Source organism: Fictibacillus sp. UD, from assembly GCF_043558025.1.
Classification (GTDB): domain Bacteria; phylum Bacillota; class Bacilli; order Bacillales; family Fictibacillaceae; genus Fictibacillus.
The window spans coordinates 52,197-68,536 of the sequence record NZ_JARUHH010000007.1; the positions used below are offsets into that span (position 1 = coordinate 52,197).

Sequence of the window (16,340 nt, forward strand, 5' to 3'; positions counted from 1 at the left end):
AAAACACGTTATCCACTCATCTTCTTTTATATTGCAAAAATAACCCAAGAACTATGTCTTGGGTTATTTCAATCAAAATTAGTTATTAAACTTCAAGAGTTTTTTGTCCAGGCTTCCAGTTAGCTGGGCAAAGTCCGCCAGTTTGAAGCGCTTGAAGAACACGTAACGTTTCCTCAACATCACGGCCGATGTTGTTGTGGTTTACTACAGAGTACATTAATTCACCTTCAGGAGAGATGATGAATAATCCACGAAGAGCAATACCTTCTTCTTCGATTAGAACACCATAGTCACGTGCTACAGAGTGGTTAGTATCAGCAGCTAGTGCGTAATTTAACTCTCCAAGTCCGTTCATGTCACGAGGAGTGTTGATCCATGCTTTGTGAGTGTGAATAGTATCAGTTGAAACACCGATTACTTCAGCATCAAGGTCTTCAAACTCGTCAAAACGGTCGCTAAGAGAAGTGATCTCAGTTGGACATACGAAAGTGAAGTCCATTGGGTAGAAATAAAGAACTGTCCATTTGTCGTTCTTCATGTTTTCTTCAAGACTTACTTTTCCAAATTCTTTATTTGGTAATACTGCATCCATTTCAAATCGAGGTGCCTGTTTTGCTACCATACGTTCTGCCATAGGTGAAAATCCCTCCAAAAAATCTGTTTTATTTACATGGGTAATTATAGTACAACCCTTATTTTTAGTCAATATTAAGTAATAATTAATTTAAATAAGGATTTTTGTTCCCACTTTTTAATTTCTCCTTAATCATAGCAAGTTAAACTAAAAAAGTGAAATAATCCGCTCGTTATAGATAATTACATTCTCAATAAAGTAGTTTGAATTGAGGATTGCTTGGGAAATCATATAATCAAAGGAGGGATAACATTGCCATATGATTCAATAAGAGAACTGCCTGATGGGGTAAAAGATAACCTCCCCCACCATGGGCAAGAAATTTATAAAGAAGCATTCAATTCTGCACTTAAAGAATATAAAGAAGAAGAAACAGCTCATAAAGTAGCGTGGAGTGCTGTTAAACACAAATACAAAAAAACTGAAGATGGTACGTGGAAAAGTAAAGACTCCTGACTTAGTAATCAGGAGTCTTTGTTTTGGAAGTTGTTTCGTTTTCATCTGAAAGCTTTTCAATGCCAATTTTTTTTATCTGCCTTCCATCTAATTCTAGAATGGTAAAACGGTAGCTCTCATAATTGAATGAATGATTGGTCTCAAGATCAATCGACCTTGTTAAAACCCAACCCCCGATCGTATCAATTTCAGAGTTATCGATATCAAGCGCAAATAGTTCGTTTATTTGTGAGATTAACACTTTTCCATCAACAACGGTTTGATCATTATTAATCTGCTGGATTTCTGGCTCTTCATCTACATCGAACTCGTCTCTGATCTCCCCAACGATTTCTTCTAATATGTCCTCAACGGTAACAATTCCTGCAGTCCCTCCATATTCATCTACAAGAACTGCCATATGTGTTTGGTCTTTTTGCATTTTAACCAATAGTTTTTGAATAGGAATGGTTTCATGTACGGTTATGATTGGCCTGATATATTCTTTCAGTTCGAAATTTTCTCTGCTGAAATGTTCATTAAAGAATTCTTTTATATTTACTAGTCCAACAATATGATCCTTATCTTCGTTTCCGACTGGATACCTCGTAAATTTCTCTTCACGCATGATCGCCATATTCTCTTCACACGAGTTTTCTAAAAATAAACAAACCATCTCAGTTCTTGGTATCATAATTTCTTTTGCTATTCGATCATCAAATTCAAAGATTCTATTTACATAACGATACTCAGATTGATTAATCTCGCCCCCCTGTAAGCTTTCTGAAAGGATTAGACGAAGTTCTTCTTCTGTATGTACCACTTCATGTTCACTTGCAGGACTAATACCAAAGACTCGTGTCAGCATATTTGCTGATCCATTTAGTAAGAAGATGAAAGGATACATGACCTTATAAAACACGATTATCGGTTTGGCTGTAGCCAATGAGACCATTTCCGCTTTTTGAATCGCTACAGTTTTAGGTGCTAATTCTCCTAGAACCACGTGTAGGAAAGTAATAATGAAAAAGGCAATTGAAAAAGAGAGTGTATGCGTAAGGCCTTCATTTAATCCGGCATTTTCAAATAAAGGTCTTAGAAAAATCTCAACGGTCGGTTCTCCCAGCCAACCTAGTCCTAGAGCTGTAATTGTAATTCCTAACTGACAAGCTGATAAATAGCCATCAAGATTACCGAGAACTTTTTGAGCGGCGATGGCTTTACCATTCCCTTCAGAGGCTAAATGGTCGATTCTCGTTTTACGCACTTTAACAATAGCAAATTCAGTAACCACGAAAAAAGCAGTTAATATGATTAATAATATGATCATAAGGACATTTAAGATTGGCATATGAACCTCCCCCATCTGCAGCTAACTTTATTTTTTATATGATTGGTTGGTCAACTATTTCCCTGTTAAAACGTGCGTTAAACAGAAATAAGGGGCAGCATGGCTGTCCCCGGGAATGCTATGATTGTAATCTGCTCTCAACAGCCTGACAAATTTCATCTGCTGACATGCCATGAGCGTTCAAGACAGAGCCTTGAGTCACCGCGTTTTGCATGCCCATAACATTCTCATCCTGACCGGAAATTACACAGCAATCACAGCCATTTGCATCTTGTTCCTGACGAAGTTCCACTACATCATGTCCTGCAGCTCTTAAAGCCTCAGAAACATTTGTTAATGATTGTTCAACACCAATTCTAGCCATATTCCCACCTCCTTACCTTTGTTAATGTTTCCAACTCTGAGAGGTAATATGTAACGAACGCATCATGTGATTCCTCTGGCGTACGAATGCCGTTTAAAGTGTGTGTGCCGACACCAAAACTTTTGGATTGGCAGCTGTTTTATGTGGATGGAGCTCGCTTTTCACTTCAAAAAACAAAAAAACGGCCGCAGTGGCCGTTTTCCTAATTTCTATTCCCTTTAAAAGTGAAATATTGAATTAAAAGATCTACCGCAGGCTGGATCGCTTCTTCCTGCGGCTTTAATTTTGAGTGATGGAGACCATATTTGGTATCGACCCCAAGCCAGAACATGAAACCAGGGATTTTTTCTAAAAAATATCCATAGTCTTCTCCTGTCATGGCCTCTTTGCATTCAATAACATTTACACCAATATTTTTATCAGCAAAATTCATAAACTCTCGAGTTAACTCTGGTTCATTGTCTACTTGCCTGTAATTAGATCCATAATCAATAAACGCTTCACACTCAAATCCACTTTTAATCCCTTGAATTAGTGCTTCAATCCGGTTTTTCACGTTAACCATCGCCTCCGGAGACAAGGTCCTAATTGTCCCCTCTAGCCTTGACCGTTCAGCGATTATGTTTTGTTTTGTTCCACCGGTAATTTTGCCGATCGTGACAACAGCAGAATCCAAAGGATCTATGTTTCGGGCAACAATGGTTTGCAATTGTGTTACGAGATGACTAGCAGCGACAACCATATCATTACTATGGTGGGGATATGCTGCATGTCCGCCCTTTCCGATAAGATCGATGAAAAGTTCCGAAGTATTTGCAAATAACAAACCTTCTTTTACAGCAATCGTACCTACTGGATATTCAGGTGCAATGTGCAGTGCTGTAATCATGTCAGGTTTTAATTGTTGAAAAAGCTCACTCTCGCGCATTGGAAGTGCTCCACCTGGTCCTTCTTCAGCAGGCTGAAAAATGAATAACAGATGGTCGTCAATCGGCTTCACCGCAAAATGAGACAATAAGCCAATCGCGATTGTCATATGAATATCATGGCCGCACGCATGCATCATACCTTCATGAAGCGAGGAGAATTCATAGCCCGTTTCTTCTATAATTGGAAGTCCATCTATATCAGTACGATAGGCTATTGTTTTGGCTGGGCTCTTCCCTTTCACTTTTACAAAAATACCAGTTTCCCAAGGATGAACTTCAAGATGATCCTGGGGAAGTGTGGAGATGAGATTTAGAAGATAACTTTGAGTTTTAAATTCCCGAAAGCCCAACTCCGGTATTCGGTGAAGGTCTTTTCTAATCTCAATTAATGGCTTCATCTTCTTTCATCCCCTTATATTTGTCAAAAGACTCAATAAATCAATTTCAAACTCAATACTGACTGCCAGACATTAACTGATTAGTCGTTTAACTGACGAAGCTCTTGTCTGATTTCTGTTTTTGATTTCGTTTTTTCGTCGATCTTTTTTAGAACACGTGCTGGTGTTCCACCTACAACCGTGTAAGGCTCAACATCTTCAATTACGATCGCACCTGCAGCAACTACCGCACCTTTACCTACTGTAACACCTTCTAAAACAACAGCATTTGCACCGATTACAACATCGTCTTCAACGACTACTGGCTTAGCAGATGGCGGCTCGATCACACCCGCTAGAACCGTGCCTGCACCTATGTGACAGTTCTTACCTACTGTAGCTCGTCCACCTAGTACAACATTCATATCAATCATTGTACCTTCACCAATAACTGAGCCGATATTAATTGAAGCACCCATCATGATAACGGCATTATCACCGATTTCAACTTGATCACGAATAATCGCGCCCGGTTCGATACGTGCTTTAATGTTTTTCATATCTAATAGAGGAATCGCAGAATTGCGACGGTCGTTCTCGATTACAAAGTCTTCAATGTTGCTTTCATTTTCGCGAATCGCAGCTTCGATATCTTTCCACTCACCAAACAATACAGCTGTATTGCCTGAAGGGAACACCTTAGTTTCCTTACCGAAGTCGATGTTTTCAAGATTTCCTTTAACGTAAACTTTTACAGGTGTAGATTTTGTTGAGTTTTGAATAAAAGAGATAATTTCGTTTGCATCCATCATTTTCATGTTTGTTAGTTCCTCCTTAAAAGTCATTCTGTATTGTATTAAACCACTAAATATAGAAAGATTCAAACCTTATTCATTCGTTAATTTTCGGATTAAATCCATAAATGTATTCACTTGTTTCAGTTCAGATCCCGTTCCATGATGAATAAGCCACGTATCTCGCTTAATCGCGTTACCCCTCTTATCAGTTAATGGAATCTTAAAAACGTCATCTTCAGGTCTAAGGCTGATAGAAGGCAGGATCGCATAGCCGATTCCATTCAGCGCCATCTGTTTGCACGTTTCAATTTGGTCTACAACAATCGTTTTTTGAGGTGTTGTTTTAAAATGAGAGTGCCACCAGTCCTGGATTTCTTGATAATAGGTAGAATGGCTTTTAAATTGAATAAAAGGCTTTGAAGTCTCAGCTAGTTCGTCTAATGAAGAAATCGTCGTGTCTACCAAGTACAAATGATCAGACAGAATATGATCCTTACTTCCCCGCCATTCGGGATTACCTCTAACAATTCCAAGATGTATTTTATCTTCATACAAGTGCTTTATAATCTCTGAACTCCACCCTGTTATTAGAGAAATGTTTACATGAGGGTATAGATTGACATATTCTTTTAAAACATGCGGCAGCCAATATTGTCCAATAATTGACGCTACAGCAAGTTTCAACGTCCCATGAACGTGTTCAGAAAGGGATTGGAGCTCCTCTTTCACCGTTTCTTCTTTTTGAAGAACTTCTGTAACAAAGGAGATAATCTTTTCACCCGCTGGGGTTAAATTTAATCCCTTTTGTGATCGGATAAAAATAATCGTTCCCCAATTATTTTCAATGGATTGAAGACGCTGACTTAGAGCTGGTTGTGAAACATACAGCCTTTCTGATGCTTTCCTCATATTAAGTTCTTCCGCAAGCACTTTTAGAATTCGAAACTCGGATAACTGCATATATACTCCTTTTTATACGATAAGTATTTCTTATTGAATATTGTTCATTTTATGTAATTTAATTTAAGTATACCTTAGCATAGGATATAAATGTAAGCAGAAATGAAAGGACGTGAGAATCATGATGTATATCCTTATACTAGTCGGTTTTGCTGCTACTTTTGTTGGCACGCTTTCCGGAGGCGGAGGTATGATCAACTTTCCTATTATGCTGTTGTTAGGAGTTCCTGTTCACTCAGCAATTGCTGCTAATAAGTTCGCAAATATGTTTAGTTCTTTCTCAAGCTTTTTCGTTCTGCTCCGCAAGAATGATACGAAGCTCGCTCCATACTTTGTTTCAGGGGCTATTAGTTTAGCAGGAGGGATATGTGGTGGTTTGATCGCTTCAGCGATCTCAAGAGAACATTTAACGATTATCGCCTTGATATTACTAACGGGCGCACTGTTCTTAACGTTTATAAAAACGAAGAAAGACGTCAATCCAGAAAATGAAACTACACAGCTGCCTCCGAGGAAGTACCCTTACCTTTTTGGAATCGGTGCATATGACGGTATGTTTGGTCCTGGTCAAGGAACGATGCAGATGCAGCTTTTTTTACGAAACGGTTTTACATATATCCGAACGGTGTCGTTCACTCGTTTCAACACATTCTTAAGCTGCACAGGAGCTGTTTTCACGTATTTGTTTGCTGGTCATTATATGTGGGGTGTTGCTATTCCACTAACGATTGGCAGTATTTGCGGGGCACAAGCTGCCATTAAATTAGCACCCCGATTAAAAACAAAACAAGTTACAATCCTAATGCGGACTGTAACTGTTATGCTTATACTTCAATTAATTATTCAGTGGGGGTAAGAAAAATGAAAATTAACGGCATCCATCACGTTCAATTATGCATTCCACACCATAAAGAAAAGGAAGCAAAAGACTTCTATCGAGGGATCTTGCAGCTTCAGGAAATCACAAAGCCTAAAGCTCTTCAAAAAAATGGCGGGATGTGGTTTCAAGTAGGTCATCAAGAGCTCCACATAGGTGTTGAAGACCAGATTTATAAAGGTAAACATCATCCAGCTTTTTTAGTTGAAAGCCTTCAAAAATTACGCGACCATCTCATTCTTCATAATATACAGATTCAAGATGAACTTCCCATCCCAGGTTTTAATCGCTTCACCATTCGTGATCCGTTTGGAAATCGAATTGAGTTTATTGAGCGCAGCTTAGTTTAAGGTTTTCCATTGTCTTTGCCGTCTTCTGGTTCAACATGAATTTGAATACTTTCAACATTGTATGCTTCTTTAATGGTATCTTCTATCTTCTCTGTGATTTCATGGCTTTCAACAACGTTTAAAGAAGGATCAACTTTGATCGTAACATCAATGATTGCTCGGTTACCGTGTTTACGTGCTTTAAGATCTCCAACATTCTCAACGCCTTCAACATCTAGAATTTTGTGCTCCATTTCTTTTCCTTCTTCATAATCAAATCCGTCAGAAAGATTATGAGACGTCTCGGTAAAAATTTCCCATCCGGTCTTAATGATAATGAGACCAACCAAAACCGCTGCAGCAGGATCTAGCCATGGTAAACCGATTTGCGCCCCAAATATCCCAACAGCTGCACCTATACTTACAAAGGCATCAGAACGGTTATCTAGTGCTGCTGCCTTTAAGCCTTGACTATCTGTTTCTTTTGCAACTTTAATGTTATAAAAATAAACGACCAACATAACCGCTGCACCGAACAATGCGATTATAGCCGCTATTAGTGAAGGCTCTGTTTCAACCCCTTGAAACATTTTTTTAATAGATGAGATCAGTACTTCAATACCGATAACAACCATGATGAAAGAAGCTACCATTGATGCTATAGTTTCTGCACGCAGGTGACCATACGGATGATCTTCATCTGCAGGTTTTCGTGAAATTTTAAGACCAATCAATACTGCTATTGAAGCAATAATATCTGTTGCATTGTTCAATCCGTCAGCAACTAAGGCATCAGAATGGTATATGAATCCTGACACAAGTTTTACGATAGAAAGAAAAATATATGCTCCTAAACTAATATAAACACCGCGTTCCACTCTTTTTTGCTGATCAGATTGCATTCTCTATTCTCCTTCGTTCAATGATACCTTTTACATCATAAAGAATGGATTCCGGGTGGGTCTAGAGCAATCTTTTTCCCTATAGGAAACATTAATGCTCGTAAATCATTTTTCTAGTCATTCCGCCATCGATTGTAATGTTCTCCCCTGTGATAAAATTATTATCACTTTGAGCAAGGAATAAACAAGCTCTCGAAATATCAGATGGAACTCCTACTCTTTTAGAAAGGTGCTGATCATGGTCAATCTCTCGCAGCTCTGTATAATTTCCTGTATGAATCCAGCCAGGGCTTATAGCGTTAACTGTAATGAAGTCGCCAGTGAATGAAGCTGCCAGAGCGTGAGTTAACGCAACAATTCCACCTTTTGTCGCAGCATAAGCTTCAGAATTCGACTCAGACATTGACGCTCTAGTTGATGCCATATTAATTATCGAGCCACCGCCAGATTGAGACATAAATTTAGCTGCTTCTCTTGAAAAAAGAAAGACACTTCTTAAGTTGGTGTTTATAATCTCATCCCATTCATCAACTGTTAATTCATAGGGAGATTTCCATTTTGAAAGTCCTGCATTATTAACCAAACAATTGATTTTACCAAGTTTATCATGTGTTTCTGTCACAGCTTTTATGATTTCTTCAGGATTTTTGACGTCACACGTAATACTTATCGCCTTATGTTGTATGTGACGAACTTCTTCTAGTGTTAACTCAAGTTCGTTTGCATTGTAGTCAATTAATGATGGAATCCACCCTGCTTTAGCAAAATCGATCGCAATTTGTTTTCCGATCCCTTTGGCAGCTCCTGTTACAATTACCACTTTATCGTCATTTTTCATGGTTCAAAACCTCCATCATATATATGTATTACTCTATTTATTCCCTATCTTTGTTCACTTTCAAAACTAATTCTGTTTAGAAGGACGTAAACAAAAAGAAAACTGCCGACAACGTCGACAGCTTAAACATTATTTCTTGCGCCATGGGCCGCATGGCGGCGGGCATGGTGGCGGACAAGGACATGGGGGCAGCATAGGTTGAGTTGTTCCCATAATATTTTGCTGCGTTGCCTGGTTTAGGACGTTCGTGTTCTGCGGGAAATAATGTACATATTTGTAGTTCATCTGATTTACTTGTGTTGTTTGAGTTGGATGGATCATCGGAACATAAACATCTTGCTGATTATATTGAACTTGTTGATTTGTAGGACTATATTGCGCAGGCAAAACTTGCGGGGGATAATATTGTGATGGTAAAGCGCCCATCTGCGGCATCTGTGACATAGCTCCCATTACTGGACCACCCATTTGTCCCATTGCACCCATAGTTGGACCCATTCCCATTGCACCCATCGTAGGACCCATTGGACCCATTCCCATTGCACCAGCTGCAGGCATACCCATTCCCTTTTTAGCAAAAATGCCAGGGCGTTTAAATAAACCCAAAAAAGTGTTCTCCTTTCAAAAACCATGAATCATATTTCTCTATATTTTATGTAGGACGACTTAAAAAGTTCGTCCAAATTTGAATATAGGTGCGAATTTCGGTTATGAAAACAGGTTCACTTATACTGAGTGGGGTATATAGACAACGAATTCTAGAAATTTAAGGATTAATTCTAGAAATATTGGACTTATTCCGGCGAATTTCAGCTAGAATACGGCGAGTTTTGCTCATATATCGGCGAGTCGACAAAACCAACAGATGCAAATGGGTCCTATAACCCAGACACTCACAAACTAGCTATAAAGAGACTAAAAACAAAAAAACTTCTTATCAACTAGATAAGAAGTTTACGTATGTATGTTGTTATGGTGACCTGTGAGGGACTTGAACCCCCGACCCCTTCCCTGTCAAGGAAGTGCTCTCCCACTGAGCTAACAGGTCTTAATCGGTTTCTAGCAATCTTTTAAGATATTTTAAAATATACGACACCATTATTGCTCTGTCAATCATTTTTTATTAAGCGTATTAATCCTTTTAAAGTTTATAGGCGCGTATGAAAGATTTATAGGCCCTTCAAATCAATTTATAGGCCCATATGAAGTTTTAAAGGCCCTAAAAAAAGATTTATAGGCCTTTAAATTCTTTTTATAGGCCATTCGACAATTGTTGCTTCTTCAACTATAAAAGCCTCCCACTAAAAGGAGGCTTAATACAATCTATTACCCAATCTTCTCTTCATTCTCATGCTGAGCAATTTCTTCAGCTGTTAAACGCTCTTGTTTATCTCGAAGTCTATGTGCAAGCCGGCTTGAGGCGTTGGCTGCAATACTTGCAACCAAGTCATCCAAGAAAGTATGAACTTTTCCGTTTGCTATCTTCGTATCGAGCTTTTGAATGATTCCCATCTTAAATTTATCCAAGTGCCCAAACGTTGTAACTGCAATGCTTCCATATCCAAATACAGCGCCTAGGGCGATCGTTTCATCCACGCCGAACAACCCTTCGTCTTGTTCCACAATGCTCTGCAAAGGTTCAGAAAGCTTTTTTTGTTCGGCCAAAATATCAAGTTCAACCCCTACTAAAATAGCATGCTGGATCTCCCGCTTCATTAATACAGCATCTACACTTTCAATACATTCATCTTTTGTTAAACCTGGTGAAAACGGAATCTGCATTTCATACACTATATCTGCAATTTCTGGTATGGTGACGCCTCTTTCATTCAGCAGCCTTCTTGCAGCTGCCTCGACTTCACGACTGTGCACTCTATTTTTCAACAGACTTCACCTCATTTTTTATGTTCACTGTATGGCTGCATTCGTATTGATTCTTTCATTATATCATTATGTGTTACAATTATACGAGTTGAATGAAAACGCTTATAATTTATGATAAATGTCAGCAAAGGAGGTCCATTTTATGGCCATACTTAAGGGTTCTATTACAGATGATAAGATTTATAGCAAATATTTGGATGAAGAAATTGACTTATTAATTTACCTTCCTTCCAAGTTCACTCCGCTTGTTAAATATCCAATTCTTGTTGCACAAGATGGCAGAGATTACTTTCAATTAGGAAAGCTGGCAAAAACCGCTGATAGACTTATGGAAGAAGATCAAATGCAAAGCTGCATTATCATAGGTGTTAATCATAAAGGGATTGAAGATCGAAAAGCGAAATATGATCCTGCGGGTGAAAAACACGAAAACTATATACGTTTTATGGCATTTGAACTAACAGCTTACCTAAACGAAAAATTCAACACACTTCAATTAGGTGCTGGAATGGGCTTAATTGGTGATTCATTAGGCGGTTATGTGGCTTTTAAATTAAGCCTTTTGTATCCCAATACGTTTGGCAAAGTTATTCTTCAATCACCTTATGTCCCTGATAGCCTCATTGAGACTGTTGAGGCTATCGAACAGATCCAAACATTAACTATCTACCATTCTATTGGAGACGAAGAAGATCAATTTACGAACCCAGAAGGCATTACGCGCGACTTTTTAACTCCAAATAGAACGATAAAAAACTTGTTAAATAATTTAGCATTGGATTATGAATATGCTGAGTTTCAAGGAAATCACCTGTGGGTAAACTGGCAGAAAGATTTAGTTCCTGCGTTAATGTTTCTTTACAACAATCACTAACTGTGGGAAATAAATAGAATATTTGGTATACTAGTTCAAAAGATGAGGGAGGAAGAATTATGAAATACGGTATTGCTATTTTTCCATCAAAAAATCTACAAGATAAAGTAAATTCCTACCGAAAACGGTACGATCCACATTATGCCCTTATCGCACCTCACATCACTTTAAAGGAACCCTTCGAGGCGACTGAAGAAGAGCTTCAGGATCAGATTTCCTATATCTCATCTGTTGCTCAAAACATTAATCCGTTTTCAATAATGATTAACAAGGTTGGCTCCTTCCACCCTGTTAATAATGCAATTTACTTAAAAGTAAACGAAGCTGAAGAATTAAGTTCATTGCACGATCAGCTGTACTCAGGTCCTCTTGAACATCAGCAGCCTTACAATTTTGTGCCACATCTGACACTCGGACAGAAATTATCTGATGAAGAGCATTCTGATGTGCTAGAACGTCTTCGTATGATTGACATTGAACACAAAGAAAGAATTGACCGTTTTCAATTGCTTTATCAGCTTGATAACGGATCTTGGACTGTATATGAAACATTTCGACTTGGAAAAGGAGTTTAAGCAGATTGATTAAGACATACACAACGAACGAACATGGCTTTCAAGATGCTTTATCTGTCAGAAAAGATGTATTCGTTCGTGAACAGCAGATTGATGAAAGTGAAGAAATTGATGGAAATGAAGATGCTTCTCTTCATTTTGTTCTTTACGAAAACGAAAAGCCTGTTGGAGCAGCCAGGCTTCGAGAAGTAAACGGTGAAGGAAAAGTTGAACGGGTTTGCGTCCTTTCTTCTCATCGTAAAAAGGGTCTAGGCGAAGAATTGATGAAGGCAATGGAAGAAAGTGCACTCGAACGGTCTTATTCCAGCCTTATATTATATGCACAAACTCAAGCAGAAGACTTTTATAAAAAACTCGGGTACAGCACCACTTCTAAAGAACCTTTTCTAGATGCCAACATACCTCATGTCGCAATGAAAAAAGTATTGAAATCGTCCACGTGACGGCTTCAATACTTTTTTCGTTTATAAACATCTATTCTCGTCAAAACTGTACAATAATTCATATTTTTGAGGAGACAATGGTTGATGGACATTCATGTTGGACAGTTAACGACCGAACTAATCGTGGGGTTTGTTGCTCTTTTTATACTCACAAAGATTTTAGGCAAAACGCAAATCTCACAAATTACACCCTTTGATTTCATTTCGTCTATCTTTTTAGGTGAATTAGTAGGCAATGCCATGTATGATGACGAAACTTCTATCTTTGTTATCTTGTATGCTATTTTGATCTGGGGAACAATGGTTTACGTCGTAGAAATCATCTCACAGAAATTCAAAGGTACTCGTAAGTTTCTTGAAGGAGCTCCTACGATTGTTATTCGTAAAGGCATGATCGACCGTGAAATGTTAAAGAAAAGCAAACTCGATATTAACCAGCTGCAAAACCTAGTGCGCCAAAAAGGCTTTTTTGGATTAAGAGAAGTAGAATATGCCATTTTAGAATCCAATGGGTCACTAAGTATTTTGCCAAAATATCAATACGGTCCTCCAAACAGACAAGATATGAATTTGAATAGCCAGCAGCAGCCTGAATTACCAGTAACTTTAATATTAGATGGAGAACTTAATCATGATAATCTTTCAACGGCAGGCATCTCAAAAAAAGAACTAATGGAACAGCTTCATAAACAGGGCTATTCTTCTCTTGAAGAAGTTGTTTACGCCGAAATGTCAGAAGGAAAACTATTATTTATGCCTATTACTGATCCGAAAAAATAACTGGTTTTCCTTCCCATATTTTATACATCGCTTTTCCTTCTTCAACAAGCTGTATGAAATAGGCGGAAACAGCTGTTCTAAAAAGAGTATACATCCCGATATTAGCAGGCTTTATATTATGTAGCGTAAGCATTTCCGCTATTAAGTTCTCTAAAGATATTCCGGACTCACCTGATTCAGCAATGATAGAATGAACTTGGGTGGCTATTTTTTCATGAACATTAATATTCTCTTGAATGACTTGCTGATACTTCTTGGTGAATTTCCCATGACCAGGAACCATTCCTTCTATGTTCATGTTTTTCAATTTTATTAATGTCTCCTGATTCTCTGTGGCATTTACTATAAAAGGAATCTTATGCTTTTCAAGAATATCACTGCCTAAAAATGCATCTGCCGCATAGAAAATCCCTTTGTACAATACGCCAAATTGATTATGACTGTGCCCCGGCAAAGCAATAAATTCAAGTGGGAATGTTTTGTCCCATATCCCTTCCGCGCTGATCTCATCCACCCTTATAGAAGGGGCCTCCAAAAATTTATTCCTCATCTCACTTAAAGGGGAGTTCCCGTTAAATAAATAGATGGGTTCAAGGATCGAGTTTCTCATAATCGCTTCTTCTAAAGGGGGAGCGATCGTATGTACGTTAAAATTTTTTTGAATATATAGAGCTCCCCCAAAATGATCTGCGTGAGCATGCGTGATAAAGAGATGGGTAATGGGCAGATTCTCTTTCACAAGATGCTGAACCGCTTTTTTTGCGGCTGAAGATTCTAGACCTGCATCAATTAACATCCCCTTGCTTCTATCTTCATTTACAATATAGCCTATATTTACAGCGCTATTAAAATAGTAGCACCCTGCTGCTATTTCTTTAAATTCCATTTTAAACACTCCAATGTATTAGTAGATTAAACTGTTTTGTTATGTAAGAAAAGCTGTTTTCGCAAACTTTGTTGCTATTGGGAGGTGTTGCTTTCCGCTCCAGGTGCTCGCTTTCCGCGGGGCAGGCGGTGAGCCACATTCTTAACGTTTCACTTTTAAGTGTCTCACCTGCCCGCCTGTCCCGCAGGAGTCTCCCACCTTCCACTACAACCAACTTTTCAAAGAAGACAATAAAAAAATTTCTAAGCAACAATCAAAAATTGCCTAAAGCGGTTTTGGTATCCCTTGATGTTTCTTAAAGTAGTTAATTTTCGTCTTAGGTGCTTTCTTTCCGAGGAACAGGTGGTGTGAGCCCCTTGCCATTTTGCCTTTATGGGGCTCACCTTAGTGCTCGTTCTCGCCGTAGTCTCACACCTTCCAATTCAATCAACTTGTCTTAGAAAGATTGAGCTGAATGAGCAGAAGCAATACTCATATATAGAAAAGCAAAAAAAAGAAACCCTCTAGATGGTTTCGTTTAAAAATAATCCTTTTCCTTCTATTTCACTTAGAATTTGATCAAAACGTTTCTGTTTTTCTATGTCGGACTTTTTGTTGTGGCTAAATGTGTGAACATTGTTATTTTGAATAGGAGGTACTTTCGATACGATCGGTAAACCTTGTTCTGGTCTTTCCATTCGACTAGCATATTGCATTCGCTGAATCGGTATATACGGTAAAATATATCCCATATGCAACATCCCCTTTCCTATCTATTCCTCTTCCTATTCCCTTTTCCTTCTAAAATATTCGTTTTCAAAAAGAAAGAGCACTCTTTTAACAAGAGTGCCCTAAAAATTCATTCTAGAGTGCTTAAGCCCACGGATCGTAAAAGCAGCTGCTGCTGGAGCTGGAGCTAGAGCTAGAGCATGAACTAGAACTAGATGAAGATTCATGCTTGTGACAAGATTCATGTTTGCTAGAACTAGAGCTAGAGCTAGAAGATTCGCAATGATCCTTCTTTTCATGGATTACAACAACTTTATCTGCCTTGATGATTACTTTATCAGCATGAACCTTCTTGTGTTTTTTCTTCTTCTTACAGTAAAAACATTCTTCCATGTTTCAACCTCCTCGTATAGTACATCTTATGCATGTCTAACGAGTTGGTTATAGGCTGTCTCACTAAAAATTGATAGCTATATGATTTACTGCTTTAGCTCGATAATTTTGTTTATTAAAATAAACAAATGCTTCCACCGTAATATTTTTATCTATAGTGCTCTTAAAAGGAATCTGAAAATCATCCAGCGAAAGCTTATCACCGGTCTTGAATTTTGTTTCACGAAGTGGGCAGATCCACATCTCTCCACGTTCTTTTGCTTTTTCTGCCCATTCGTTATCCATGTACATCCAGATGGATTGTCGCATTTCATCTTGTGAAGGAGAAGCGATTAATGAGACAATCTTGCCCTTTAGCGCGCAAGTTTCAGCAGGTTGGAACCGAAAGCAGATATATGGGTTCTCTAATGCTTCTGTTCCTATATTCTCAAGATAAAATGAGCCTCGTACAAAACCATTATTCTCTTTTGTATAAATAACGGAATAATCGAAGTAGCTCATACAATTCAAGCCCTGTTTTTTCTTTGGTTCAGACTTAGAATCATCTTCCTGTGGAAAATCTTCAAATACAGGCTCAGATGTCCGATTAATGTTTATTCGTTTTTCCATACTCTTAATACGCTGCTGATAAAGATCAATTTGCTGATCCTTATCATTTATTTCATCTTGAATACTTTTTAATAATTCTTCATACCCTTGAATACGTTTTTCCATTTCATGTTCTTCTAAACGATTCAGCTTTTTTGTTAGCTCCTCTACTTGAGTACGTAGTTTCTGAAGCTCTATTTCCTTTTCTTCGATTTGTTGAAGGGTGTTATCCTTATTTGTTTCACTCTCTAATCGTTCGATGGTTTCCTCAGCAAAGACCAGCTTTTTTTCTAAATCCAGTGCTTTTTCTTTATAATATTCTACTCTTGATATGAGCCGCTCATAGCTTAATTTATCCTTTGTCCCCATGCATCTTCCCCCTTGCAAATTAGGCTCTTTCCTTATTGTATGTAACC

At 38.2% G+C, this 16,340-nt stretch carries 21 protein-coding genes and 1 tRNA gene; 7 read left to right on the forward strand and 15 right to left on the reverse strand.

The genetic code is table 11. The features are described from left to right. Nucleotides 1-85: 85 nt before the first annotated feature. Entirely contained in the window at nt 86-634 is a 549-nt protein-coding gene (locus P8610_RS13060) for a peroxiredoxin (protein ID WP_066245880.1), read from the reverse strand. 252 nt (nt 635-886) lie between these two features. Between P8610_RS13060 and P8610_RS13065 the strand changes: the two genes are divergently transcribed. Next, nucleotides 887-1,090 carry a ChaB family protein gene (locus P8610_RS13065; protein WP_289495846.1) on the forward strand — a complete coding sequence of 68 codons (204 nt, stop codon included), beginning with the start codon at nt 887-889 and terminating at the stop codon, nt 1,088-1,090. A gap of 1 nt (nt 1,091) precedes the next feature. Here P8610_RS13065 and P8610_RS13070 read toward each other — a convergent pair whose 3' ends face one another. The 5 genes from P8610_RS13070 to P8610_RS13090 all read right to left on the reverse strand — a co-directional run bounded on the left by P8610_RS13070 (nt 1,092) and on the right by P8610_RS13090 (nt 5,847). After that, nucleotides 1,092-2,420: a hemolysin family protein gene (locus tag P8610_RS13070; protein WP_394604742.1), complete on the reverse strand. Its 1,329-nt coding sequence runs from the start codon at nt 2,418-2,420 to the stop codon at nt 1,092-1,094. A 118-nt stretch (nt 2,421-2,538) separates the two neighbouring features. Next, nucleotides 2,539-2,784, reverse strand: a complete 246-nt coding sequence (locus P8610_RS13075) for a YkuS family protein (protein ID WP_289495848.1) — start codon at nt 2,782-2,784, stop codon at nt 2,539-2,541. A gap of 202 nt (nt 2,785-2,986) precedes the next feature. Further along, nucleotides 2,987-4,111, reverse strand: coding sequence for an N-acetyldiaminopimelate deacetylase (locus P8610_RS13080; RefSeq protein ID WP_394604743.1), 1,125 nt, complete (start codon nt 4,109-4,111; stop codon nt 2,987-2,989). Between the two features lie 80 nt (nt 4,112-4,191). After that, a complete protein-coding gene (gene dapD, locus P8610_RS13085; protein ID WP_289495850.1) occupies nt 4,192-4,908 on the reverse strand; it encodes a 2,3,4,5-tetrahydropyridine-2,6-dicarboxylate N-acetyltransferase in 717 nt (238 codons plus the stop codon). 69 nt (nt 4,909-4,977) lie between these two features. Further along, on the reverse strand, nt 4,978-5,847 hold the full coding sequence (locus tag P8610_RS13090; protein ID WP_394604744.1) for a LysR family transcriptional regulator: 870 nt from the start codon (nt 5,845-5,847) through the stop codon (nt 4,978-4,980). Between the two features lie 121 nt (nt 5,848-5,968). Between P8610_RS13090 and P8610_RS13095 the strand changes: the two genes are divergently transcribed. Together P8610_RS13095 and P8610_RS13100 are read left to right on the forward strand one after the other, a co-directional pair. Next, the gene (locus P8610_RS13095; RefSeq protein WP_394604745.1) at nt 5,969-6,703 is read left to right on the forward strand and encodes a sulfite exporter TauE/SafE family protein; all 735 of its coding nucleotides are present in this window, start codon (nt 5,969-5,971) and stop codon (nt 6,701-6,703) included. Nucleotides 6,704-6,708: 5 nt separating this feature from the next. Then, nucleotides 6,709-7,074: a VOC family protein gene (locus P8610_RS13100; protein ID WP_394604746.1), complete on the forward strand. Its 366-nt coding sequence runs from the start codon at nt 6,709-6,711 to the stop codon at nt 7,072-7,074. Here the strand turns inward: P8610_RS13100 and P8610_RS13105 are convergent. The 5 genes from P8610_RS13105 to P8610_RS13125 all read right to left on the reverse strand — a co-directional run bounded on the left by P8610_RS13105 (nt 7,071) and on the right by P8610_RS13125 (nt 10,677). Next, nucleotides 7,071-7,955 (reverse strand): cation diffusion facilitator family transporter, encoded by an 885-nt coding sequence (locus P8610_RS13105; RefSeq protein ID WP_394604747.1) that lies wholly within the window; start codon nt 7,953-7,955, stop codon nt 7,071-7,073. The genes P8610_RS13100 and P8610_RS13105 overlap by 4 nt on opposite strands. A gap of 91 nt (nt 7,956-8,046) precedes the next feature. Next, nucleotides 8,047-8,793 (reverse strand): SDR family NAD(P)-dependent oxidoreductase, encoded by a 747-nt coding sequence (locus tag P8610_RS13110; protein WP_394604748.1) that lies wholly within the window; start codon nt 8,791-8,793, stop codon nt 8,047-8,049. A gap of 129 nt (nt 8,794-8,922) precedes the next feature. Next, nucleotides 8,923-9,399, reverse strand: a complete 477-nt coding sequence (locus P8610_RS13115) for a CotD family spore coat protein (RefSeq protein WP_289495856.1) — start codon at nt 9,397-9,399, stop codon at nt 8,923-8,925. 367 nt (nt 9,400-9,766) lie between these two features. Beyond that, nucleotides 9,767-9,841: transfer RNA gene (locus P8610_RS13120), tRNA-Val, on the reverse strand. A 278-nt stretch (nt 9,842-10,119) separates the two neighbouring features. Further along, a complete protein-coding gene (locus P8610_RS13125; protein WP_289495857.1) occupies nt 10,120-10,677 on the reverse strand; it encodes a phosphatidylglycerophosphatase A family protein in 558 nt (185 codons plus the stop codon). Nucleotides 10,678-10,819: 142 nt separating this feature from the next. Between P8610_RS13125 and P8610_RS13130 the strand changes: the two genes are divergently transcribed. The 4 genes from P8610_RS13130 to P8610_RS13145 all read left to right on the forward strand — a co-directional run bounded on the left by P8610_RS13130 (nt 10,820) and on the right by P8610_RS13145 (nt 13,349). Continuing rightward, nucleotides 10,820-11,551 (forward strand): alpha/beta hydrolase, encoded by a 732-nt coding sequence (locus P8610_RS13130; RefSeq protein WP_394604749.1) that lies wholly within the window; start codon nt 10,820-10,822, stop codon nt 11,549-11,551. 59 nt (nt 11,552-11,610) lie between these two features. Continuing rightward, a complete protein-coding gene (locus P8610_RS13135; RefSeq protein WP_394604750.1) occupies nt 11,611-12,126 on the forward strand; it encodes a YjcG family protein in 516 nt (171 codons plus the stop codon). Between the two features lie 5 nt (nt 12,127-12,131). Further along, nucleotides 12,132-12,569, forward strand: coding sequence for a GNAT family N-acetyltransferase (locus P8610_RS13140; protein ID WP_394604751.1), 438 nt, complete (start codon nt 12,132-12,134; stop codon nt 12,567-12,569). A gap of 84 nt (nt 12,570-12,653) precedes the next feature. Beyond that, nucleotides 12,654-13,349 (forward strand): DUF421 domain-containing protein, encoded by a 696-nt coding sequence (locus tag P8610_RS13145; protein ID WP_394604752.1) that lies wholly within the window; start codon nt 12,654-12,656, stop codon nt 13,347-13,349. Here P8610_RS13145 and P8610_RS13150 read toward each other — a convergent pair. The 4 genes from P8610_RS13150 to P8610_RS13165 all read right to left on the reverse strand — a co-directional run bounded on the left by P8610_RS13150 (nt 13,330) and on the right by P8610_RS13165 (nt 16,293). Continuing rightward, the gene (locus P8610_RS13150) at nt 13,330-14,235 is read right to left on the reverse strand and encodes an MBL fold metallo-hydrolase (RefSeq protein WP_394604753.1); all 906 of its coding nucleotides are present in this window, start codon (nt 14,233-14,235) and stop codon (nt 13,330-13,332) included. The two genes, P8610_RS13145 and P8610_RS13150, sit on opposite strands and share 20 nt — an antisense overlap. Before the next feature lie 503 nt (nt 14,236-14,738). Next, nucleotides 14,739-14,966: a hypothetical protein gene (locus P8610_RS13155; RefSeq protein WP_394604754.1), complete on the reverse strand. Its 228-nt coding sequence runs from the start codon at nt 14,964-14,966 to the stop codon at nt 14,739-14,741. Between the two features lie 99 nt (nt 14,967-15,065). Continuing rightward, nucleotides 15,066-15,242 (reverse strand): hypothetical protein, encoded by a 177-nt coding sequence (locus tag P8610_RS13160; RefSeq protein WP_394604755.1) that lies wholly within the window; start codon nt 15,240-15,242, stop codon nt 15,066-15,068. Between the two features lie 157 nt (nt 15,243-15,399). After that, complete coding sequence (locus tag P8610_RS13165; protein ID WP_394604756.1) at nt 15,400-16,293, reverse strand: hypothetical protein; 894 nt, start codon at nt 16,291-16,293, stop codon at nt 15,400-15,402. Nucleotides 16,294-16,340: the final 47 nt, after the last annotated feature.